Below are 22123 nucleotides of genomic sequence, written 5' to 3' on the forward strand. Positions count from 1 at the left end.
GAGGCGGATGCCCGAAACGGTCGACCTTGCTTCCCTTCTCTGTTCCCGCCTCTGCCACGACATGCTCAGCCCCGTCGGCGCGCTGAGCAACGGCATCGAACTGCTGCGCGACGAGCGTGATCCCGAAATGCGCCAGCGCTGCATGGAGTTGCTCGAGCAGAGCGCTCGGATCAGCACCGACAAGCTCAAATTCTTTCGCCTTGCTTACGGCGCCGCTGGCGGATTCGGCGATGTTGTCCCCACTCAGGAACCGCGTGACCTCGTCCAGGGCCTCGTCGGCGACAATGGGCGGATCGTCCTGCAATGGGCGGTCTCCGATCCCGAGTTGCCCAAGCCGGCGGTCAAGGTGCTGCTCAATCTCGCCGCGATCGGTATCGATGCTTTGCCGCGCGGCGGCCAGCTCGACGTGGGCGCGGAGAAACGCGACGGCGCGACCGAGATCGCCGTCCGGGCAGCCGGCGCCAAGATCGCCTTCGACAAGTCCATAGGCATGGCGCTCGACGGCTCGCTGGCGGCTGAAGACCTGTCCGGCCGCACCGCGCCGGCGCACATGATCCGCCTGATCGCCGAGCGTTCGGGCGGCGGTGTTCAGTATGCGCTGAGCGACGAGGCGCTCGTCATGGGCGCAATCCTGCCCGACGCCTGACGCGGCTGGGAGCGAGGGGTATGGCTGACGAACTCGTCCACCGCGAAGTCCCTTCTCCGAACTGGAACGAGCGCGGCGGCGAGCGCGTGTCGATCGTCGTGCTGCACTACACGGACCTGCTCACCGCGGATGCAGCGATCGAGCGGATGTGCGATCCCGAAGCCGAGGTCAGCGCGCACTACCTGATTAGCGAGGAAGGCGAAGTCGTCCGCCTGGTGGCCGAAGACAAACGCGCCTGGCACGCCGGCGTGAGCTACTGGCGCGGGCATGCCAACGTGAACAGCCAGTCGATAGGGATCGAGCTGCAGAACCCGGGACACAGCAATGGCTATCGCTCTTTTCCCGAGGCGCAGATCGAAGCGCTGGTCCCGCTGCTCCACCGCATCGTCAAGACTCACGACATCCCGCGCGCCAACGTGGTCGGCCATTCCGACATCGCCCCGGCGCGCAAGCTCGATCCCGGCGAGCTTTTCCCGTGGGAGCGGCTGGCCGAATACCACCTGGCGCTGCCGCGCCCGGAAAAGCTGGAGCTGGGCGACCCGTTCGACAACGACGGCGCGTTCTATCTCGCGCTCGAGCGCTTCGGATACGACATTTCCGACGGCCACAAGGCGGTCGAGGCCTTCCAGCGGCGCTGGCGGCCACGCAAGATCGACGGCGAGGTCGACGGCGAGATTCGCGCGATCCTGTTTCAATTGCTCTTGGATCGCGATCGGGGACGCACTAGGTAGCGGCGTGCCAGGGGACCGGGCAGCCGCGCCCTTCGACCAGCTCACGACGAGCGGGTTGGAGATCGAGGAAAGTCCGGGCTCCACGAAACGAGGGTGGCGGGTAACGCCCGCCCGGCAAGCGTCCTTTCGGGCGCGGGCCGAGGGACAGTGCCACAGAGAGTATACCGCCGATGGCTCGCGCTCCTTCGGGAGATCGGAGCACAGGCAAGGGTGAAAGGGTGCGGCAAGAGCGCACCGGGTCCCTGGCAACAGGGTCCGCATGGCAAACCCCACCTGGAGCAAGACCGCATAGGGGTCTCGCGCCGACGTGTCGGCAGGAGTGTTTCGCTCCGAGAGACCCGGGTTGGTTGCTTGAACCGCATGGCAACATGCGGCCGAGATGAATGGCTGCCCCCGCGGCGTGGGTCCTTGCGGATACCGCCCGTGGGACAGAACCCGGCTTACAGGTCCCCTGGCACAATTCTCTGCAGATCAGGCCGCGAGAACACGCGGAGTTGCGCTGATCGCTCCGTCGAGCTCGACCGCCTCGATGTAGCGGCGCGTATCGCCTTCGAGCACGAGCGCGGTCAGGCGGCCGTTGCAATAGGCACCGGTATCGATGCCGATGCGGTTGCCGCGATCGTCGGGCTCGTCGAAGATCGTGTGGCCGTGAACGATAACCGCCCCGTGCGGAGCGGCGTGCGAGAGGAACGGCTCGCGAATCCACCGCAAGTATTTGCTGTGCTGCTCTTCCAGCGGCATATCGGGCATGATGCCGGCGTGAACGAACAGGTAGTCGCCGATGGCGATCATGTCCTCGAAACCGGCGATGAAATCGCGGTCTTCCTGCGGCACGCAGGCGTTCATCATCGACTGGACGTCGTCGATCTCGGCGGAGTTGTAGATGTGGCGATCGATGCCGTAGCTAAGCACCGTCTCGCGCCCTCCGAAACGCAGGAAATGACGCAGCATGTCGCGGTCGGTGAAGCTCTTGAGGAACATTTCCTCGTGATTGCCGGCGAGGATGCGCACCTTGCGGCCGCGCTGCCAGTCGCGGGCCCGGGCGACGACCCCGGCGCTGTCGGGCCCGCGGTCGACAAGGTCGCCGAGGAGAACAACGGTGGTATCGGCTGGGACTGCGCTCGCATCGTCGGCTTCGATCGCGTCGATCAGCGCGTTGAACAGGTCGAGCCGCCCGTGGACGTCGCCCACGGCGTAGACCCGCTGGCCCGCGGGCACCGACGCCGTGGGACGTTCGCCCTCGCGGCCGAAAAGATGGCGAATTGCTTTCAACATAAGTGCAGCGTCGCGGATGTAGGCCCTTTGCGTTTCAGCGCAATAGTGCAACCGGATGGGCGCCCCATGGGCCGTCGCCGATTGCTGCGGCCTTAATGTGATGCCGATTCGACACACATTGCTATCACCGATAGCGACCGGCGCAACTTTCTCTTGTGCAATGCAGCAACGGTGTGCAGTTTCTTGCTGCATCGCATGAAGCCCTGTCCATCCAAACGAGGCAGGCCGTGCGAATTCGCAGGTAGGGACGAAGCAGAGTTTCACACCCGCAATTGAGGAAATTGCCAATGCTTACGTCCATCCGCGGCCTTTGCGCCGCCACCGCGCTCGCCGGCGCGGCATTTCTCGCCACTCCCGCCATGGCGGAAGACGAAAACACTAGCGGCTTCTCGATTTCGGGCAACGCTGCGGTCGTCACCGATTACCGTTTCCGCGGCGTATCGCTTTCCGGCGGCGACGCCGCCATCCAAGGCGGTATCGACGTGGCCCACGACAGCGGCTTCTACGTCGGCACCTGGGGCTCGTCGATCGACGGCGGCGCCTACGGTTCGACCGAACTCGACATCTACGGTGGCTGGAGCGGCGATGTCGCCTCCGGTCTGTCGGCGGACGTCGGCCTGCTGTATTACTATTATCCGGGCGGTGTCGGCGGCGCCGATCTCGACTACTTCGAGCCCTACGCCTCGGTCAGCACGGCCTTCGGTCCGCTCGGCGCGACCGTGGGTGTCGCTTATGCCTGGAGCCAGGACTCGCTGGGTAACGACGACAACCTCTATCTCTACACCGATCTGAGCGCGGCGATCCCCAACAGCCCGATCAGCCTTTCGGCGCACCTCGGTTATACCGACGGCGTTCTCGCGCCGCCGTTCCTGGCGGGGACGACCGACGAGACCGGTCTCGACTGGTCGATCGGTGCCAGCGCCACCGTGCTGGAGAAGCTCACCGTCGGGGTGTCGTACATCGGCGTCGAAGGCCCCTCGATCAACGGCTTCACCGACGACGCAGTCGTGGGGACGCTCTCGGTCGCATTCTGATTGCATCGACGATGCACGATGGGCCCGTGCCGCTTCGGCGGGACGGGCCTTTCTCGTTCGCCTAACCGAGCGAGAAGTCGACCGTCGTGACCACGCGAACCTTCTTGTACGGCGTGTCGGCAGCGCCCCAGCCGCCGCCCTCGCCATCGCGCGCTTCGATGGTGAAATAGCCCTGCGTCGCATCCTTGATCGATCCGACCGAAGTGCCGCTGTCCTTGGCGAACTGTTCCGCCGACGCGCGCGCGTCCTTGGTCGCTTCGGCGACCATCTCGGGCTTTATGTCGTTGAGCTTGGTGAACGTATAGGAAATCGCCGAGCCTTCCTCGAGCAGGACGCCGCGATCGATCAGATCGAACTGTTTCGCCACCGCCTTTTGGGCGCGCTCCACGTCGTTGCTGCGCAGCGTCATGCGCTGGCGCACGGTGTAACGCGTCACGCCGTTGTCGGTGTAGCTCGAGACGTTGGCGCCGGTCGGCTGCACCGAGTCGGCGGGAAAGCCGAGCCCGGCGAAGAAACCGGTAATGGCCCGCGTGTCGGCCTGCGACTTGGCCTGGGCGGCGCTCAAATCGGTGCTGGTCGAGGAATAGCTCAGCGTCCATGTTGCCAGGTCCGCCATCACGTCGCGTTCGGCCAGGCCGCGTACGGTCACCGAGCGCTCGGCCTCCTTGGCCCTCAGCAAGCCGTTGCCGAGCAGGTAGCCGCCCACGATCATGCCGAAGGAAAGCACGGCAGCGCTGCCGAACCAGCGCAGTACGGTCCTGTCGCGCAGGAAACCCAAGCGGCCCGCAGGTGGTTCAGGCGCTTGATCGGACGGTGCAGGCATCGCTAGTCTCCCTGATATGCTACCCCGGTCCCCTGACCGAATGCACGACAAGTTGTGCAATTCTGTCGATGAACCGATTTTGAACGAAGGACACCCGCAATGGTGCAATACCTGCATTCGATGATCCGCGTCTCCGATCCCGAGGCGACGGTGGATTTCTTCAAGCTCCTGGGCATCGAGGAAGTGCGCCGCATGGAGAGCGAGAAGGGCCGCTTCACTCTGATCTTCATGGCCGCTCCAGGGCAGGAGGGCGTCGCCGAGGTCGAACTGACCTACAACTGGCCGCCCGAGGACGGCAGCGCGCCGGAGGCTTATTCCGGTGGGCGCAACTTCGGCCACCTCGCCTACCGCGTCGAAAACATCTACCAGACCTGCCAGACGCTGATGGACGCCGGGGTGACCATCAACCGGCCGCCGCGCGACGGACACATGGCCTTCGTGAAATCGCCCGACGGTATCTCCGTGGAACTGCTCCAGGACGGCCATCTCGAACCCCGGGAACCCTGGGCGAGCATGGAAAACACCGGCAGCTGGTGACCGGCCCGGGCCGATTGCCCGGTTTCCCTCGCATCGGCGGCGCGAATTTGCCAGAGGGGCGGGCATGACCGCCCTGCTCGTTACCGTATTCGTTCTCTCCTACACTGCCATCGCGCTGGAGGAGCCGCTCAAGGTCAACAAATCGGCTGCGGCGCTGATCGGCGCCGGGTTGCTGTGGACGATCTATGCCATGGCCGCGGGGCTGCCCGAGATGGTCGACGAGGAGCTCAATGCCTCGCTCGTCGACACGGCGCAGATCGCCTTCTTCCTGCTCGGCGCGATGACCATCGTCGAAGTGATCGACGCCCACGACGGCTTCGACGTGATAACCAGCCGCCTCCATGCCCGCACGCTGGCCACGCTGATGATATTCATCTGCGTGGTGACCTTCTTTCTCAGCGCCATTCTCGACAACCTGACCACCACTATCGTGATGATATCGCTGTGCCGCCGTCTGCTCTCCGAACGCACCGACCGGCTGCTGTTCGCCGGGATGATCGTCATATCCGCCAACGCTGGAGGCGCGTGGTCGCCGATGGGCGACGTCACCACGACGATGCTGTGGATCGGCGGCCAGGTTTCGACCACCGCGATCATGACCAAGCTGATCCTGCCCTCGCTGGCCAACATGGCCGTGCCGCTGGCAATCGTTGCCTACGGCCTGCGGGGCAAGCCGATCATGGCCGCAGAGAAGGATAAGTCCGTCGAAGGCGCGCGCGAGACAACGCCGTTCGAACGCAACCTGATTTTCACCGCCGGCCTCATCGCGCTCATCTCCGTGCCGGTCTTCAAGACTGTCACCCACCTGCCGCCGTTCCTCGGCATGCTGTTCGGCCTCGGCATCCTGTGGGCGCTCGCCGACCGCGTTCATGTGGAAAAGCCTTATGCCGAGCGCAAGCGGGTGACCATCGCCCATGCGCTGGCGCGAATCGATATGAGCGCAATCACCTTCTTCATCGGGATCCTGCTCGCGGTCGCCACGCTCGAGCATGCCGGTGTGCTCGAGGCGCTAGCCGATTGGCTCGATCGGGCCATCGGCCGCCTCGACCTAATCGTCATGGCGATCGGTTTCGTCAGCGCGGTGGTCGATAACGTCCCGATGGTCGCCGGTGCGATGGGCATGTATTCGATGGACGTCCATCCGACCGACAGCTTCCTGTGGGAATTTCTCGCCTATTGCGCCGGGACAGGCGGCTCGATCCTGATCATCGGCTCCGCCGCAGGGGTTGCGGCCATGGGCCTCGAGCGGATCGACTTCATCTGGTACCTCAAGCGCTTCAGCCTGCTGGCGCTGGTTGGTTACCTGGCCGGAGCCGGGGTCTACATCCTGCAACAGGAAGTTCTCGGCCACGCCGCGCTGGTCTAGCCGGCGGGCTGCTCCAATGGCGGCGCCAGCCGCAGGATTACGTAGCCGAACAGCAGCGAAAGCAGCGTGCCTGCGAGAACGCCGAGCTTGGCTTGCTCGTAGAGTGCGTCGTCGCCCCCGAAAGCCATGGTGGCGATGAACAGGCTCATGGTGAAGCCGATGCCGCACAGCGCCGACAGGCCCCAGACCTGAACCCAGCTCGTACCGGCAGGCCGCGGCGCGATGCCCAGTCGCTCTGCCAGAAAAACGGCACCGAAGACCCCCGCCTGCTTGCCAATCACGAGGCCGGCGGCGATCGCCAGTGGCAGCGGGGCGAACAGCGCGCCGACACCGAGACCGCGCAAGTCGACCCCGGCATTGGCGAAGGCGAACAGCGGAACCACCAAGTAGGCGTTCCAGCCGACCAACGCGTGCTCGAGGTTTTCGAGCAGCGGCGTTCCATCGTTCTGCCGCATCGGCACGGCGAACGCTGCAAGAACCCCGGCAATCGTGGCGTGGACGCCCGAGTGCAGAACGCAGACCCACAGCACCAACCCCCCCAGCACGTACCAGCGTAGCCGGCCGACGTGCAGCCAGTTGAGCAGCACCAGGCCGGCCCCGACAGCGACCGAGGCAAACAACCAGACGAGCTTGATCTTGGCGGTGTAGAAGAAGGCAATGATCAGCACCGCGCCGATATCGTCGACGATCGCAACGGTCAGCAGCAACAACCGGGCGGGCAGCGGCACGCGCTTGCCGAGCAGCCCTATCACTCCCATGGCGAAGGCGATGTCGGTGGCCGCAGGGATGGCCCAGCCGCGGTCGAGCTGTGGATCGCCGCCGACGATGGCAACGAAGATTGCCGCTGGCAGCGCCATCCCGGCGAAGGCGGCCATGACCGGCAGGCGCAGAGCCTGAGGGTCGGACAGATCCCCGGCCATCAGCTCGCGCTTTACCTCCAGGCCGACGACGAAAAAGAACACCGCCATCACCGCATCGTTGATCCACAGGTGCAGGGTGTCGAGCTTGGCTATCGGCGACCATGACAGCTCTGCATGGAACAGGTCGTGATAGGGACCGGCGAGCGCGCCGTTGGCCGCCGCGATGGCGGCAAGGGCGACCGCGATCAGCAGCAGGCCTTCCTTGGCATCGCTTTCGAAAAGGGCGCGGAACGGGCGAGCGGCCTGGGCCAGCAAACTGGTCTCGGTCATGGTTGTAGCCTTTCCGAAGTAGCGCGGGCGTTCAAGCAAAACCGAGGGTCCAATTCCGCGGAAGTTGCGAAGTCACGGGAAAGCTTGCCTTTTAGTGTGCAATAGGTAATTCTGCCTATGGGATACATCAGGGGCGCAATCTTGATGATGCAGGGGGCATGGGCACCGCTGGGGTGGCTGGCGCTTGTCGAGCGCGAACTACTTCTCTTTGCGGCTTCGTTCTTCGTTTTGGGAGCCATCGACGAGATCGCAGTCGATCTCGTGTGGCTGTGGTTACGCCTCACAGGCCGAGCTCGAACCGCGCAAGTCGATCGCGCCTCGCACGAAGGACGTCCGCTCGCCGGCCGCGCCGCGTTGCTTATCCCCACCTGGCGCGAGGAGAGCATCATAGCTGCGACCCTCGCCCACGCGCTTGCTGCTTGGCCTCAGAAAGACCTGCGCATCTATGTCGGCTGCTATTGCAACGATCCCCAAACGGTGCAGGCGGTGATGGAGGGCGCCGGTTGCGACAGCCGCGTTCGGCTGGTCATCAACGATCGATGCGGCCCCACGACAAAGGCCGATTGCCTCAACCGGCTCTATGCCGCGATGGAGGCCGATGAGGAGCGCTGGGGCGATCGCTACCGCCTCGTTGTGTTGCAGGACGCCGAGGACGTGGTCGATCCCGCGGCGCTTCCCTTGCTCGACGCGGCAATCGACCTCGCCGACTTCGTGCAGATCCCCGTGCTGCCGGAACCGCAGTCGACCTCGCGATTCGTCGGCAGCCATTACTGCGAGGAATTTGCCGAATCGCACGGCAAATCGCTGGTCGTTCGCCAGGCACTCGGTGCGGCTTTGCCCGCCGCAGGAGTCGGCTGCGCCTTTGCGCGGGACATGCTTGGCTGCATCGCGGGCGCTTCCCCAAGCGGCATGCCGTTCTCGGTCGAATCGCTGACCGAAGACTACGAGCTGGGGCTGCGCATCGAAGCGGCGGGCGGCCGCTCATGCTTCTTGCGGGCCCGCGGGGAAGATGGCCGCCTGGTGGCAACCCGGGCCTGCTTCCCGGCGCGGCTCGAACTCTCCGTGCGGCAGAAGGCGCGCTGGATTCACGGTATCTCCTTGCAGAGCTGGGACCGTCTCGGCTGGTCGGGCGGAGCGGTCGAGACCTGGATGCGCCTGCGCGACAGGCGGGGGCCGCTGACCGCTCTGGTTCTGTTCTGTGCCTATCTCGTCCTGCTGCTCGCCGGGGGGCTGTGGCTCGCCGGCAAGTTCGGACTCGGCCGGCCGTGGGAGCCCGACGGGCTGCTGCTGGTTTTGCTCTGGGCCAATCTCGCCAGTTTCGCCTGGCGTTCGGTGATGCGTTTCGCCTTCACCGCGCGCGAATATGGCGTAGGCGTGGGGCTGATGGCGCTGGCGCGGCTGCCGCATTCCAACGTCATCGCGATACTCGCCGGGCGGCGCGCGCTCTTTGCCTATGTCGGTACGCTGCTCGGCGCCGAGGTGCGTTGGGACAAGACTTATCACCACGCCCACCCGTCCTCGCTGCTCGTACCGGACAAGACGGCATGACCGGCGCAAGGACCCGCGGGCAGCCGCTGCTGGTTTTTGCGTCGATCATCGGGGTATGGCTGGTCGCCCGGGTGCTTTTCTGGGAAGCGCCTTTTCCCGCGCTGGCCAGCATCCCCCACCATTTGCCACCCGAGGAGCGGTCCGTCGCCCGCTCGTCGTCGCAGTCGGTCGGCCCAGGTTTAGCCCCAACCGCATTGCCTAACGCCGGCGGCCAGTACCAGACCGCGGCCGAAGGCGCGCCGCGGCCGGTCCCGACCGCTGCGTCGTCTATGGTCGAAGCGGCGGCCGCGCCGTTCGCGCATCTGGTTCTTGCCCCCGGAATAGCGGCGCTCGGTGCGGAGCGCGGTAAGGAAATCTCTGCTGCACCCGTGGCCGACCGGCCGCTGCTGAGCACGCGGCCCGCGCCGGTCGCAACCGCCCGGTGGTCGGGTGACGGTTGGCTGCAGTGGCGGGACGGCTCCGGGCGCTCGGTTGCGCCGGGCGCTGCCAGTTACGGACGCAGCCAAGGCGGAGCGGTGGTGCGCTACCGTCTGGCGGACGGCGGCGCGCGTCCCGAGGTTTTCGCCCGCGTGACGCACACACTCGAAGGTCCGCGCGAGGGCGAACTCGCTGCGGGGATTTCGGCCCGCGCGATCGTTGCAGTGCCGCTGCGCTTCGCGGCCGAGGCGCGGGTGACCGATACCGCAGCGGGGCGCGAGTTGCGTCCGGCGGTATTTGCGGTGACCGAACTGGTTCCCGCGCCTTTGACCCACACACTGCGGGCCGAGGCTTACGCTCAGGCCGGATGGGTCGGCGGCCAATTCGCCACGGGCTTCATCGACGGACAGGTTCGGGTGGATGGTCGTCTGGCCCGCTATGGCGCACGCGAGGGCGAACTGCGTGTCGGCCTCGCTGCGTGGGGCGGGGCGCAAAAAGGCGCAGCGCGGCTCGATGCCGGGCCAAGTGCGACGGTTGCACTCGGGCTGGGCGAGGTGCGCACACGCGTCGCCCTCGACTATCGATTTCGGGTCGCCGGCGATGCAGCCCCCGCGAGCGGGCCGGCACTGACCTTTTCTGCCGGTTTCTAAGGCCGCCGCTTCCAAGCTCCGCTGCGCTGCGATAGGGCTGGGGCATGGACGTTTACCTCCCCATCGCGAACCTCGCCGTGAATGGGCTGGTCATCGTCGCGCTGGGTGTGGTCACGGGCTTGCTGTCGGGCATTTTCGGCGTCGGGGGCGGATTTCTGACCACGCCGCTGCTGATCTTTTATGGCGTGCCGCCTACCGTCGCCGCAGCGTCCGCCGCATCGCAGGTCACCGGGGCCAGCGTATCGGGCGTGCTGGCCCACAGCAAGCGCGGCGGGGTCGATTATCAGATGGGCGCCGTGATGGTCGTCGGCGGTGTCTTCGGCTCGCTGATCGGCGCGGGGCTGTTCAACCTGCTGACGGCGATCGGCCAGATCGATACCGTCATCAACCTGCTTTACGTGATCCTGCTCGGCGCGATCGGCTCGCTCATGGGGCGTGAATCGATCCAGACGATGCGGGCGAGGAAATCGGGGGCCACGCGCCGTGCGGCCAAGCGGCGACACCACCCGTTGGTCGCCAGCTTGCCGCTGCGCTGGCGGTTCTACCGCTCGGGCCTGTACATTTCGCCACTGGCTCCGCTGCTGATCGGCATGGGCGTGGGCATTCTGACGATGCTGATGGGCGTCGGCGGGGGCTTCATTCTCGTCCCGGCAATGCTCTACATTCTCGGGATGAGCGCGGGCGTGGTGGTCGGCACCAGCCTGTTCAACACCTTGTTCGTCACCATGGCTTCGACCATGATGCACGCGCTCACCACCCACGCGGTCGACATCGTTCTGGCGGGCACGCTGTTGCTCGGATCGGTGACCGGGGCGCAAATCGGGACACGCATCGGGCTGAGCGTGCGGCCGGAAATTCTTCGTCTCATCCTCGCCGCGATCGTCTTGCTTATTGCCTTGACCATGGCTTTCCGACTCGGCGTCCGGCCCGACGAGGTCTATTCGGTGGTCCCGTTGTGAGACGCGCCGCGCTCGCGCTGCTGGCCTTCTTCGCGCTCACCGCCCAGCGCGATCCGATCCTGGTGCCAGAGGTCAGCCAGCACGAGATCGAGGTGCGGCAGGGCTTCACCGGGACCGAGCTGCTGCTCTACGGCGCGATCCTCGAACCCGACGGGCGGCGCGCCGGTCGCGACTACGACATCGTCGTCGTGCTCAAGGGTCCCACGCAGCCGATCGTGCTGCGCGAAAAGCAGCGCATTCTCGGGATCTGGGTCAACGCCGACAGCACCGATTTTCGCTCTGCGCCGTCGTATTTCGCGGTCGCCAGCTCGCGGCCGATCGACCGGATCGTCGATGCCCGCACCGCTGCGATCTACGAACTCGGTCTCGACTACCTGCAGCTTTCGCCCTCGGGCTCGATCGATCCGGAAGAGCAGCAGCGGTTCACCGCCGGACTGGTCGATCTGCGCAAGCGCGAGGGGCTCTACCGAGAGAATCCGGCGGGCGTGTCGATCAGCGAACAGGTGCTCTACCAGGCGCGCATCGCGCTTCCTTCGAACGTAACGACCGGGCGATACACCGCCGAAACCTTCGCCATCAACCGCGGCCGGGTGGTCGCCTCGGCGATCTCCGATGTCGAGGTCAAGAAAGTCGGCTTCGAACGCGCCGTGGCCGCTTTCGCCCAAGGTTGGGGCTTCTTTTATGGTGTCATCGCGGTCGCATTGTCGGTCTTCATGGGCTGGTTCGCGGGGCGGGTCTCCTCTTTCGTCTAGGTCCGCCGCATGCTTCGGTGACCCGATCTTAACCACCACCGGCTATGCCCGGAGGCGGTAAGATCGAGACCACGGGCGAGACAAATGAACGACATGACGAGGCAGCAATTCGAACGCGGCCAGCAGCCGGTCGAACAGCGCGGTGCACCGCAAGGCGCTGCGCAGCCCGCCCCGCGTCCCGCAAGCGCGCCGGCAGGCGACGCAAGAAGGGTTGCCTCGACCGACAATGCCGGCAAGCCGATCGGCGTGGTGCTCGAAATCGCAGGCTCGGGCTCGTTGATCGCGCTCGACCTGGAGCGCGTGACCGAATGCGCCGACGACGGCGACCCGTCGATTGCGCTGGCCGGCCAGGTCGGCAGCCAAATCAAGATCAAGACCAACGACGGCTGGCTGCTCGCCAGCGTGCGCAACCAGAAGCAGGACCGGCGCGCCGCGGGCATTCTCGCCAACATCGACTTCATGGGCGAGGGCGACGAGGAAAAGCTCACCGGGCGAATCCACAGCTTCCGCCGCGGCGTGACCCGCTATCCGATCCCCGGCGCGCTGGTCTATCCGGCCACCACCGCGGACCTCAGGCAAATCTACGCCTCCGACGGACGCAATGCGATCCAGGTCGGCACGGTCTATCCGACCACCGACATTCGCGCCGGCATTTACGTCGATGCGATGCTCGGCAAGCACTTCGCGCTGCTCGGCTCGACCGGTACCGGTAAATCGACCAGCGCCGCCCTGATCCTGCACCGGATCTGCGAAAGCGCGCCCAACGGCCACATCGTGATGATCGACCCGCACGGCGAATATTCCGCTGCGTTCAAGAACACCGGGACGATCTTCGACGTCAGCAACCTGCAGATGCCCTACTGGCTGATGAACTTCGAGGAGCACTGCGAGGTATTCCTGACCTCGACCGGTAACGACCGGCAGGAGGACAGCGACATCCTCGCCAAGTGCCTGCTCAAGGCGCGCGGCAAGAACCGGCTCGCGGAACAGATCGGCAAGATTACGGTCGATTCGCCAATCCCCTACCTGCTCAGCGACCTGACGACGATCATTACAGACGAGATGGGCAAGCTCGACAAGGCGACGAGCAGCGCGCCGTTCATGCGCATCAAGTCCAAGATCGACGAGCTCAAGGCGGACCCGCGCTACCAGTTCATGTTCTCGGGCATGCTGGTCGGCGACACCATGGCCGAATTCATCGGCAAGATCTTCCGCATGCCGGGCGGCGGCAAGCCGATCTCGATCATCGACGTGTCGGGCGTCCCGTCTGACATTACTTCGACCGTGGTCGCGGTGCTCAGCCGCATGGTTTTCGACTTCGCCATCTGGGGCCGCGAGGAGAAGACCCGGCCGATCCTGCTGGTCTGCGAAGAGGCGCACCGCTACGTGCCGAACGAGAAGAACGCCGACGGATCGAGCGTCGGGCGCATCCTTAGCCGCATCGCCAAGGAAGGCCGCAAGTACGGCATCAGCCTGGGGCTGATTACGCAGCGCCCGTCGGACCTTGCCGAAGGCGTGCTCAGCCAATGCGGTACGATCATCTCGATGCGTCTTAACAACGACCGCGACCAGGCCTTCGTCAAGGCCGCCATGCCCGAAGGCGCGCGCGGGTTCCTCGATTCGATCCCCGCGCTGCGCAACCGCGAATGCATCATCTGCGGCGAGGGTGTGGCGATCCCGATCCGCGTGGCGTTCGACAACCTCGAAGAGGTCAGGCGCCCGGCCTCGGAAGATCCCAGCTTCACCGATTTGTGGCGCGGCGGCGGCGGCGAAGAGGAAGCGGTCCACCGCACCGTTCAGCGCTGGCGCAGTCAAGGCAAGTAAGACCTCCGGTTGCGTGGCTGCGGCGGATGCCGTTGCCATGACCGCCCTTGCGCTGGTAATCGCGCGGCGGGTTGACGAGGACATTGCAATGAATTCGAGTGGCAAGAATGCCCCGCTGTTGCGCCGGTTCGGCTGGCGCGAGGGCCTTATTCTCGTCCTGTCGGCGGTGATCGCCGTGATGGCGTGGCGGATGGACGTCCAGGCGCGCGAGCGGTCCGATCTCAGCGACCGGTTGCTGCGCGAGACGCAGGCCCATGCGCTGACCAAGCTGCAACTCAACACCGTCGAATTCCGCGCCGCGAACCGCGTGCTGGCGACCGATGTCAGGCGCGACGACCTCGACAAACGGATCGTCGAGCAGGCGAAACGGGCCGAACAGCTCGAGGCCGAGGCTGAAGACTTGCGCCAGAGGTTGATCCGGGAGACGAACTGCGTGACTCCGAAGTCGATTCGCAACGCGGAAGGCTTGTGATGCGCCGCGCCCTCTTCCTCGCCCTGCTGCTGCTGCCCGGGTGCACAACCATGCCCGGCGCCGCCGAACCCGCGCCCCAGCCCGCGCCTTCGCCGGAGCCGGTCGCCTGCGTTGACCGCGCGCAAATTCCGGCCGAGCCGCCGATGGTCGGCGAGAGATTCAACGGCGACGCCAAGCACGATCTGCAGATCCTCGCTCCCAATGCGCAGGCGCTGCGCAAGTGGGGCGAGGACCTCAGAGCGCTCCTCGAAACCTGTGCCGCCGCCGGTCCGCCCCCGGCTCCCGCAGCCCCCGCCGCCGGCGCCACGCCTTCGGCGAGTTAAGGGCGCGCGCCCCGGCGCCTGACTAGAGGTTGGGCGCGTAGCGGCCGGCGGGCTGGCCGTCGGCCTGGGTTTGCTCCTGCGCTTCCTCGCTGGTTTCGGCGGAGGCGTGCTTGCGCCAACCCGAGTAGTGGTAGAACCACCAGGCGAGCACGAGGCCGGCGATCGCGCCGACGGTGAACGACCACCAGATGGCGTCCGAGCCGAGCGTATCGTAGGTCAGGAAATAGAAGCCCAGCCGCACCGGGTAGAGTGCCACGGCGATGATGACCAGCGGCACCACGACCGCCCCCCCGGCGCGCATCGTCGCCGAGTAGACCATCGTCACGCCGAAGAACATGAAGCTCCACACCGAGATCACCTGGATGTGGCGGCCGATCTCGACCGCCTCGCTCCCCGAACCGAGGAACAGCACCAGCGCGGCGCGGTCGAAGACCAGGAGTAGCAGCGTCAGCACCCCGGTCATCGCGAAGTTGACCAGCACCCCGGCGCGGGTGACGTGATCGAGCCGGTGCCACTTCTGGGCGCCGATGAACTGCGCGGCCATCGCACTGACCGCGCCGCCGATCGCCATGGCCGGCATCTGGATATAGGTGAACAGCTGCATCGCGGCGCCGTAGGCCGCGGTCATCATCAGCCCCTCGCGGTTGACCAGGCCGACGATGATGATCCCGGCCGCGCTCATCACCAGCATCTGCGCGCCCATCGGGATGCCCTTGAGGACGATGAACTTGAGTTCGTCGCGCACCGGTCTGAGGTATCTAAGCTCCGCCCCGCGCAGCCGCAGCGGCAGGTCCTTGGCGTATACGTAGACGATCATCCCGAAGAACGAGACCAGGCTGGCGACGATGGTCGAAAGCGCCGAACCGGCGATGCCGAGCTCGGGGAAGGGCCCGAAGCCGGTGATCAGCATCGGGTTGAGCACGGCGTCGATCGCCACGGTCACCCCCATGAAGATCAGCGGCGTGCGCGCGTCGCCGGTTCCGCGCAGGCCCATGGTGAGGATCACCGAGACCATCATGAACGGCATCGAGACGAACATCAGGCGGATGTAGGTCAGGGCCAGCGCATAGGCTCCGCCGGGCGTGTCGAGGACGGTCAGCAAGGCCGGCGCAGCGAGCCAGCCGACCAGCGCGATCGCCACCATGACGAAGACGGAAAATCCGACCGCGGTGCCGAAGGTCCGGCGGGCGCCGTCGATGTCGCGGGCGCCGTAGCGCTGGCCGATCTTGACCGTGCCGGCCATGCCGAAGCCGAAGGCCGCGCTGGCGACGAGAAACATGATGATGTTGGCATTGGCGGTTGCGGCGAGAGCGTCCTCGCCGATCAGCCGGCCGACCCAGATCGAATTGACCGTACCCGAAAGCGACTGCAGCATGTTGCTGAACAGCGTCGGCAGGGCGAAAATCATCAGGGTGCGCAGGACCGGCCCCTGGGTCAGGTCGCCGCGCATCGGCATCGCCGGTCTCGCGGCCGGTCCGCCGCCGGGCTGTTCGCCGCTCATGCAATCCCCCTCGTTGATAGCGCTCACGTCCCGCGCGTGTCGCCGTATAGCCCGATGTGCAACCTTTTGGACAGAGTCAAACCGTGTTTCACGCACAGCGCCGCAATCCATCTTTCGCGGGCGTCGAGCGTCTCGGCATCGGTGCCTTCGGCCATCAGCCAAATTCGCTCGCGCGGGATCGCGTAACGCTGGGCGAGGGCGAGCACTTCGTCGGCATCCGCGGGCTCGGCGACGACGAACTTGAGCGCGGCACGCGGCTCGGCGGCCCAGGCGTGAAGACGTTCGGGTGGCAGCGCGAGGTCGGCGGGATTGCCCGAATGGGCGAGCTTGGGGCTGACGTTGTACTGCGCGACGAGCGCATCGAGCGCTGGCGGCGGGGCGACGGTGCCGTTGGTCTCGATCTCGACCCGGATACCGGGCAGCAGTGCGAGCAGCCGATCCAGCATGCGGGCCAGCGCCGGCGCCTGCAGCAGCGGCTCGCCCCCGGTGACGACGAGGCGCGGCTGGCCGAGCGCGGCTATGCGCGCCGCGGCGTCCTCGGGCGCGAGGCTCACCTGGTTGGCCTTGCGGACATAAGTCTCGCCGCCGCGGTGCGGCCGGTTGTCGCCCTCGAAATGCCAAGTGTAGGGCGTGTCGCACCATAGGCAGGCGAGGTTGCAGCGGCTCAGGCGGATGAAGGCACAGGGCCTGCCCTGCGAGGGTCCTTCGCCCTGCAGCGAGGCGAAGATCTCGGGCTCGCCGTGGTCGTCGGTGGCGAGGATCAGCGCCATGGCGTGTTGGATTCGGGTGACACAAGCGACACCCTGTCAACCTGCCAAATTTGGACGTTCGACATTAAAAACAATACGATAGGCGTCGAAATGCCGGGTGACACTTTTGCGGGATCGGGGCGCAAAACGCAGTGAGGTCGAAGGAATTGCATCACCAGCCACGCTGGCAAAGCCCAAGCGTGTAGGAAAGCGTTTTTCGCGGCGTCCGCTTCATCAACAGCTCCATCCCGTCATGCTGAACTGTTTCAGCATCCATTCCTCGTCCGCTGCGGCGGTGCGGTTGGGGAAATGGACCGTGGAAGCGAAGCTGTGCAAGGCACAGACACGTTCAGGGTGACGAAACAGGAAAGCGGTTCGCTACCCCAGCCGCGCCAGTGCGGCTTCGAGCCGCTCGGCCTCGGCCGTATGGTGCGCGTGGTCGGCGCGCGCCTTCTCGACCGCCTCGGGCTTGGCGCGTTCGACGAAGTTGGCGTTGGACAGCCGGCCTTCGAGCGCCTTGGCCTCCTTGCGCGCGGCTTCGAGCGCCTTGGCGAGGCGGGCCTTTTCGGCCCCGATGTCGATCACGCCTTCGAGCGGGATGACGAACATGTCGCTGCCGGCACCGATCTGCATCGCCGCTCCGGCAGGCGCCTCGCGCTGGTGGATGGCCGAAAGCCGGGCCAGCCGATCGAGCGTTGCCGCGTTGGAGAGGATGACGCGGGTGGCGAGCGTGGAGGGCGAGGCGAGCCAGGCTTCCAGCTTGGCGCCCGGGGCAAGACCGAGTTCGTTCTTCGCCGTGCGCAGGTTGCGCGTGAGCTCGACGAGCCACTCGACTTCGGCCTTGGCCTCTGCGTCAACCGCTGCTTGCGGCGCCGGCCACCTGGCCACGATGAGGTCGTAGGGCCGTTCGTCCTGCGCATGCCACAGCTCTTCGGTGATGAAGGGCATGAACGGGTGCAGCATGACGAGGATCTGGTCGAGCACCCAGCCGGCGACGGCGCGGGTTTCGTCGGCCGACGCCCCCTCTCCCAACCCTCTCCCCTGAAGGGGAGCGGGCTTTTCGCTCAGCACGCCCTTGATCAGCTCGAGGTACCAGTCGCAGAACGTGTCCCAGACGAAGTGGTAGATCGCATTCGCCGCGGCATCGAAGCGCAGGTCGGCCATTGCCTTGTCGAGTTCGGCCAGCGTCTCGACCACCTCGCCGACGATCCACTTGTTGACCGCGAGCGTTGCCTCGGGCGCGGCCAGGGTCTGCGACGCACCGATCCCGTTGGCCTGGCAGAAACGCGTGGCATTCCAAAGCTTTGTCGCGAAGTTGCGGTATCCCTCGACGCGCTTCTCGTCCATCTTGATGTCGCGGCCCTGGCTTTCCATCGCCGCCATGAAGAAGCGCAGCGCGTCGGCGCCGTACCGGTCGATCAGGCCGAGCGGGTCGACCACGTTGCCCTTCGACTTGGACATCTTCTGCCCGTCGGGCGCGCGCACGAGGCCGTGCAGGTAGAGCCGCGGCCAGGGGATCTGCCCGGTGTTGTGCATCCCCATCATCATCATCCGCGCGTCCCAGAAGAACAGGATGTCGAAGCCGGAGATGAGGAGGTCGTTGGGGTAGTGCTTGGCCAGCAAATTTTCCTCCCCGGCACGGGGAGGGGGACCGTCCGCAGGACGGTGGAGGGGATTTGCCCCTCGCACCGACGCTGCAGGAGGAGAATCCCCTCCGTCAGCGCTCCGCGCTGCCACCTCCCCGTCCCGGGGAGGCAATTCGGCGTCCGGCCAGCCGAGCGTGGCGAAGGGCCACAGGGCGCTGGAGAACCAGGTGTCGAGGACGTCGGGGTCGCGGCGCAAGGGCGCGCCTTCTCCCGCTTGCGCTTGCGCTTCTTCCTCGGTCTCGGCGACGTAGACCTTGCCATCCTCGCCATACCAGGCCGGAATCCGGTGCCCCCACCACAGCTGACGGCTGACGCACCACGGCTGGATGTTTTCCATCCAGTTGAAGAAGGTCTTTTCCCAGCTCTTCGGGACGATCTCGATCGCGCCTGAGCGCACCGCCTCGATCGGGCCCTTGGCCAGCGTTTCGGCGTCGACGTACCACTGGTCGGTCAGCCAGGGTTCGATCGGCACGCCGCCGCGGTCGCCGTAGGGTTGCTGGATCGTGCGCGGTTCGGCGTCGTACTCGGCCCCGTCCTTGTCGACGTAGGGGACCAGAAAGCCGCCCGCCTTCATCGCCGCGACCACCGCCGTGCGCGCTTCGAACCGGTCGAGGCCGATGAATTGGTCGGGAATGAGGCCGTCGGCGGTCTGGATGACCTTCGCTTCGGCATCGAACATGTTGAGCATTTCGGCAGGCGCGATTCCGGCGCGCTTGCCGACCTCGAAGTCGTTGAAATCGTGCCCCGGGGTGACCTTGACCGCGCCGGTGCCCAGCTCGGGATCGGCATGCGCGTCGACGACCACCGAGATCGGCCGCCCGGTCAGCGGCAGGCGAAGCTGCTTGCCGACCATTGCCGCATAGCGCGGATCGTCGGCCGAAACCGCCACCGCCATGTCGGCGAGCATCGTTTCCGGGCGGGTGGTCTGGACCTCGATCGATCCCGAGCCATCGGCGAGCGGATAACGGAAGCGCCAGAAGTGCCCGGCGACCTCGCGCGTTTCGACCTCGAGATCGCTGATCGCGGTCTTGAGCTTGGGGTCCCAGTTCACCAGCCGCTTGTCGCGGTAGATCAGCCCCTGGTTATAGAGGTCGACGAAGACCTTCACCACCGCGCGGGTAAAGTGCGGGTCCATGGTGAACTGTTCGCGGCTCCAGTCCATCGAACAGCCCAGGCGGCGCAGCTGGCGGGTGATGGTGCCGCCGCTTTCCTCCTTCCATTCCCAGACCTTGTCGACGAATTCCTCGCGCGAATAGTTGGTGCGCTTGTCCTGCCGCTCCTCGAGCTGGCGCTCGACGACCATTTGCGTGGCGATGCCGGCGTGGTCGGTGCCCACGACCCACAGCGCGTCCTTGCCGCGCAGCCGCTCGTAGCGGACCACCACGTCCTGCAGCGTGTTGTCGAGCGCGTGGCCGATGTGCAGCGACCCGGTGACGTTGGGCGGCGGGTTGACGATGGTGAAGGGCTCGGCGTCCGGCCGCGCAGGCCGGAACTGGCCGGTCTCCTCCCAGTGGGCGTACCACTTCGCCTCGATGGCGGCGGGATCGAAGGTCTTGTCGAGCTCTGTCGTCATATGCGCGAGCGCCTTTGCCAGCGGCGAAGGAGGCGCGCAAGGCGCGCGTCGTGGCCGATCGGGCTTCGTGAGCCGCTTGCCGCCTGCGGTTTTTGCCCGCATAGCAGCGCGATATGCGCGAATGGGCGGACTTCTCCATCGAACAGGGCGATGGCGGCACGCAGCTGGTGCTGCACGGCCCGTTGGTCATTTCCAGCATCGGGGTGCTGGACGAGAAGCTGCGCCAGTACGAGGGCGAGGCGGCGCGCATCGACCTTTCGCAAGTGGAGCAGGTCGACACCGTTGGCGCCTGGACGGTGCTGCGCTTTTCCCGGGCCAGCGGCGCCAAGATCACCGGGGCGAGCGAGAAGGCGCAGCGCCTGATCAAGGCGGTCGAGGACGCCGAGAACACCGCCGACATCGAACCGCCGCGCCCGCGCCTGCTGCTGCGCGTGCCCGAACGGGTCGGCGAACTGGTGCTCGAATTCTTCACCGGGGCGCGGCTGATGATCGGCTTCGTCGGCGCACTGCTGGTGTCGGTCGGCGGCATTTTCCGCCATCCCTCGCGCTTCCGCATGAAAGCCTTCGTCCGCCAGCTCGAGCTGACCGGCGTCACCGCGCTGCCGATCATCGGGCTGATGAGCTTCCTGATCGGTATCGTCGTCGCGCAGCAGGGCGCCGCACAGCTCAAGCAGTTCGGAGCGGAAATCTACACCATCAACCTGACCGGGCGGCTGACCCTGCGCGAGCTCGGCGTGCTGATGACCTCGATCATGATCGCCGGCCGCTCCGGCTCGGCCTTCGCCGCGCAGATCGGGACGATGAAGCTCACCGAGGAAATCGACGCCATGCGCACGATCGGCGTTTCGCCGATGGAAGCGCTGGTGGTGCCGCGCGTGCTGGCTCTGGTGGTGATGATGCCGCTGCTCGGCTTCTATTCGAGCGTTCTCGGGATCATCGGCGGGGCCTTCGTCGCCGACCTTACGCTGGGCATCCCGTTCCTCACCTTCCTTTCGCGCATCCAGGAAGTCGTCCCGCTCTACGACGTGTGGGTCGGGACCATCAAGGCGCCGGTGTTCGGCCTGATCGTGGCGCTGACCGGCTGCTACCAGGGCATGCAGGTGTCGGGCGATTCGGAGCAGGTCGGCCTGAGGACCACGATGGCGGTGGTCCAGGCGATCTTCATGGTCATCGTGCTCGATGCGTTCTTCGCGGTGCTCTTCACCGAGGTCGGCTGGGCATGAGCGAGGCGCAGATCGAGGCCGAGGCGGCCGACGATGTCGGCACGCGCTACGACGGCGAGTACCCGATCGTGATCGAGGGGCTGCGCAACAGCTTCGGCGACCAGGTCGTGCACGAGAACCTCGACCTCAAGGTGCGGCGCGGCGAAATCCTCGGCGTGGTCGGCGGCTCGGGCACCGGCAAGTCGGTGCTGATGCGCTCGATCATCGGCCTGCAGATACCCGACGAGGGAACGATCGAGGTGTTCGGCAAGAACATCCTCGAATCCGAGCCGGACGAGGAAATCGGCGTGCGCAACCGCTGGGGGGTGTTGTTCCAGGGCGGGGCGCTGTTCTCGACCCTGACGGTGGGCGAGAACGTCGAAGTGCCGCTCAAGCAGTTCTACCCCGAGCTCGACCCCGAACTGAAGCACGAGATCGCCCGCTACAAGGTCGTGCTCTCGGGCCTGCCGGAAGATGCGACGGCGAAGTATCCCTCCGAGCTGTCGGGCGGAATGCGCAAGCGCGCCGGCCTGGCCCGCGCGCTGGCGCTCGACCCGGAACTGTTGTTCCTCGACGAGCCGACCGCCGGGCTCGACCCGATCGGCGCGGCGCGGTTCGACGAGCTGACCCGCGAACTGGCCGACACGCTGGGGCTGACGGTGTTCCTCATCACTCACGATCTCGACACGCTCTATGCGATCTGCGACCGCGTGGCGGTGATCGCCGACCACAAAGTGATTGCCGTCGGGACGATCCCCGAGCTTCTCGAAAGCGATCACCCGTGGATCCAGGAATACTTCAACGGGCCGCGCGGCCGCGCCGCACAGGCGAGCGAGAAGCGCGCGGAGCGGGCCAAGGGCGCCAAGAGCATGGACAACAGCGACAAGGCGGGGGCATAGGACAAG

Annotated in this window: 20 protein-coding genes and 1 other RNA gene; 15 read left to right on the forward strand and 6 right to left on the reverse strand. The window is 66.1% G+C overall.

What is annotated here, in order from left to right:
• The first annotated feature begins 7 nt into the window (after window positions 1–7).
• From Q7I88_RS05955 to rnpB, 3 genes are all read left to right on the forward strand, one after another.
• On the forward strand, window positions 8–646 hold the full coding sequence (locus Q7I88_RS05955; RefSeq protein WP_305098124.1) for a histidine phosphotransferase family protein: 639 nt from the start codon (window positions 8–10) through the stop codon (window positions 644–646).
• Between the two features lie 20 nt (window positions 647–666).
• A complete protein-coding gene (locus tag Q7I88_RS05960; RefSeq protein ID WP_305098125.1) occupies window positions 667–1377 on the forward strand; it encodes an N-acetylmuramoyl-L-alanine amidase in 711 nt (236 codons plus the stop codon).
• A 7-nt stretch (window positions 1378–1384) separates the two neighbouring features.
• Window positions 1385–1836: RNase P RNA component class A (gene rnpB / locus Q7I88_RS05965), an RNA gene on the forward strand.
• A 12-nt stretch (window positions 1837–1848) separates the two neighbouring features.
• Here the strand turns inward: rnpB and Q7I88_RS05970 are convergent.
• Window positions 1849–2652: a metallophosphoesterase family protein gene (locus tag Q7I88_RS05970; protein ID WP_305098126.1), complete on the reverse strand. Its 804-nt coding sequence runs from the start codon at window positions 2650–2652 to the stop codon at window positions 1849–1851.
• A 287-nt stretch (window positions 2653–2939) separates the two neighbouring features.
• On the opposite strand from Q7I88_RS05970, the gene Q7I88_RS05975 reads away from it, so the two are divergent.
• A complete protein-coding gene (locus Q7I88_RS05975; RefSeq protein ID WP_305098127.1) occupies window positions 2940–3686 on the forward strand; it encodes a TorF family putative porin in 747 nt (248 codons plus the stop codon).
• 61 nt (window positions 3687–3747) lie between these two features.
• Here the strand turns inward: Q7I88_RS05975 and Q7I88_RS05980 are convergent, their stop codons facing one another.
• Window positions 3748–4509, reverse strand: a complete 762-nt coding sequence (locus Q7I88_RS05980) for an SIMPL domain-containing protein (RefSeq protein WP_305098128.1) — start codon at window positions 4507–4509, stop codon at window positions 3748–3750.
• A gap of 99 nt (window positions 4510–4608) precedes the next feature.
• Here Q7I88_RS05980 and Q7I88_RS05985 point away from each other — a divergent pair, with 99 nt between their 5' ends.
• A complete protein-coding gene (locus tag Q7I88_RS05985) occupies window positions 4609–5046 on the forward strand; it encodes a VOC family protein (protein WP_305098129.1) in 438 nt (145 codons plus the stop codon).
• Window positions 5047–5110: 64 nt separating this feature from the next.
• Window positions 5111–6412 carry a sodium:proton antiporter NhaD gene (nhaD, locus tag Q7I88_RS05990; protein ID WP_305098130.1) on the forward strand — a complete coding sequence of 434 codons (1302 nt, stop codon included), beginning with the start codon at window positions 5111–5113 and terminating at the stop codon, window positions 6410–6412.
• Here nhaD and nhaA read toward each other — a convergent pair.
• The gene (gene nhaA, locus Q7I88_RS05995; RefSeq protein ID WP_305098131.1) at window positions 6409–7602 is read right to left on the reverse strand and encodes a Na+/H+ antiporter NhaA; all 1194 of its coding nucleotides are present in this window, start codon (window positions 7600–7602) and stop codon (window positions 6409–6411) included. The genes nhaD and nhaA overlap by 4 nt on opposite strands.
• A gap of 144 nt (window positions 7603–7746) precedes the next feature.
• Between nhaA and Q7I88_RS06000 the strand changes: the two genes are divergently transcribed.
• From Q7I88_RS06000 to Q7I88_RS06030, 7 genes are all read left to right on the forward strand, one after another.
• Entirely contained in the window at window positions 7747–9150 is a 1404-nt protein-coding gene (locus Q7I88_RS06000) for a glycosyl transferase family protein (RefSeq protein ID WP_305098132.1), read from the forward strand.
• Window positions 9147–10217: a hypothetical protein gene (locus tag Q7I88_RS06005; RefSeq protein ID WP_305098133.1), complete on the forward strand. Its 1071-nt coding sequence runs from the start codon at window positions 9147–9149 to the stop codon at window positions 10215–10217. Before Q7I88_RS06000 ends, Q7I88_RS06005 begins: the two co-directional genes overlap by 4 nt.
• A 44-nt stretch (window positions 10218–10261) precedes the next feature.
• On the forward strand, window positions 10262–11176 hold the full coding sequence (locus tag Q7I88_RS06010) for a sulfite exporter TauE/SafE family protein (protein ID WP_305098134.1): 915 nt from the start codon (window positions 10262–10264) through the stop codon (window positions 11174–11176).
• Window positions 11173–11928 carry a TIGR02186 family protein gene (locus Q7I88_RS06015; protein ID WP_305098135.1) on the forward strand — a complete coding sequence of 252 codons (756 nt, stop codon included), beginning with the start codon at window positions 11173–11175 and terminating at the stop codon, window positions 11926–11928. Before Q7I88_RS06010 ends, Q7I88_RS06015 begins: the two co-directional genes overlap by 4 nt.
• An 84-nt stretch (window positions 11929–12012) precedes the next feature.
• Window positions 12013–13752, forward strand: coding sequence for an ATP-binding protein (locus tag Q7I88_RS06020; RefSeq protein WP_305098136.1), 1740 nt, complete (start codon window positions 12013–12015; stop codon window positions 13750–13752).
• A 37-nt stretch (window positions 13753–13789) separates the two neighbouring features.
• Window positions 13790–14224 (forward strand): hypothetical protein, encoded by a 435-nt coding sequence (locus tag Q7I88_RS06025; RefSeq protein WP_305098137.1) that lies wholly within the window; start codon window positions 13790–13792, stop codon window positions 14222–14224.
• The gene (locus Q7I88_RS06030) at window positions 14224–14547 is read left to right on the forward strand and encodes a hypothetical protein (protein ID WP_305098138.1); all 324 of its coding nucleotides are present in this window, start codon (window positions 14224–14226) and stop codon (window positions 14545–14547) included. The genes Q7I88_RS06025 and Q7I88_RS06030 overlap by 1 nt, the downstream gene beginning before the upstream one ends.
• A gap of 22 nt (window positions 14548–14569) precedes the next feature.
• Here Q7I88_RS06030 and Q7I88_RS06035 read toward each other — a convergent pair whose 3' ends face one another.
• The 3 genes from Q7I88_RS06035 to Q7I88_RS06045 form a co-directional block, all read right to left on the reverse strand.
• Complete coding sequence (locus tag Q7I88_RS06035; RefSeq protein WP_305098139.1) at window positions 14570–16048, reverse strand: MATE family efflux transporter; 1479 nt, start codon at window positions 16046–16048, stop codon at window positions 14570–14572.
• Window positions 16049–16071: 23 nt separating this feature from the next.
• Window positions 16072–16818 carry a 7-carboxy-7-deazaguanine synthase QueE gene (locus Q7I88_RS06040; protein WP_305098140.1) on the reverse strand — a complete coding sequence of 249 codons (747 nt, stop codon included), beginning with the start codon at window positions 16816–16818 and terminating at the stop codon, window positions 16072–16074.
• 357 nt (window positions 16819–17175) lie between these two features.
• Complete coding sequence (locus Q7I88_RS06045) at window positions 17176–20016, reverse strand: valine--tRNA ligase (RefSeq protein ID WP_305098141.1); 2841 nt, start codon at window positions 20014–20016, stop codon at window positions 17176–17178.
• A gap of 113 nt (window positions 20017–20129) precedes the next feature.
• Here Q7I88_RS06045 and Q7I88_RS06050 point away from each other — a divergent pair, with 113 nt between their 5' ends.
• Both Q7I88_RS06050 and Q7I88_RS06055 read left to right on the forward strand, forming a co-directional pair.
• Window positions 20130–21239, forward strand: a complete 1110-nt coding sequence (locus Q7I88_RS06050) for an ABC transporter permease (protein WP_305098142.1) — start codon at window positions 20130–20132, stop codon at window positions 21237–21239.
• Window positions 21236–22117 carry an ABC transporter ATP-binding protein gene (locus Q7I88_RS06055; protein WP_305098143.1) on the forward strand — a complete coding sequence of 294 codons (882 nt, stop codon included), beginning with the start codon at window positions 21236–21238 and terminating at the stop codon, window positions 22115–22117. The genes Q7I88_RS06050 and Q7I88_RS06055 overlap by 4 nt, the downstream gene beginning before the upstream one ends.
• Window positions 22118–22123 lie beyond the last annotated feature (6 nt).

It is taken from the genome of Croceibacterium aestuarii (genome assembly GCF_030657335.1).
In the GTDB taxonomy this organism is placed as follows: domain Bacteria; phylum Pseudomonadota; class Alphaproteobacteria; order Sphingomonadales; family Sphingomonadaceae; genus Croceibacterium_B; species Croceibacterium_B aestuarii.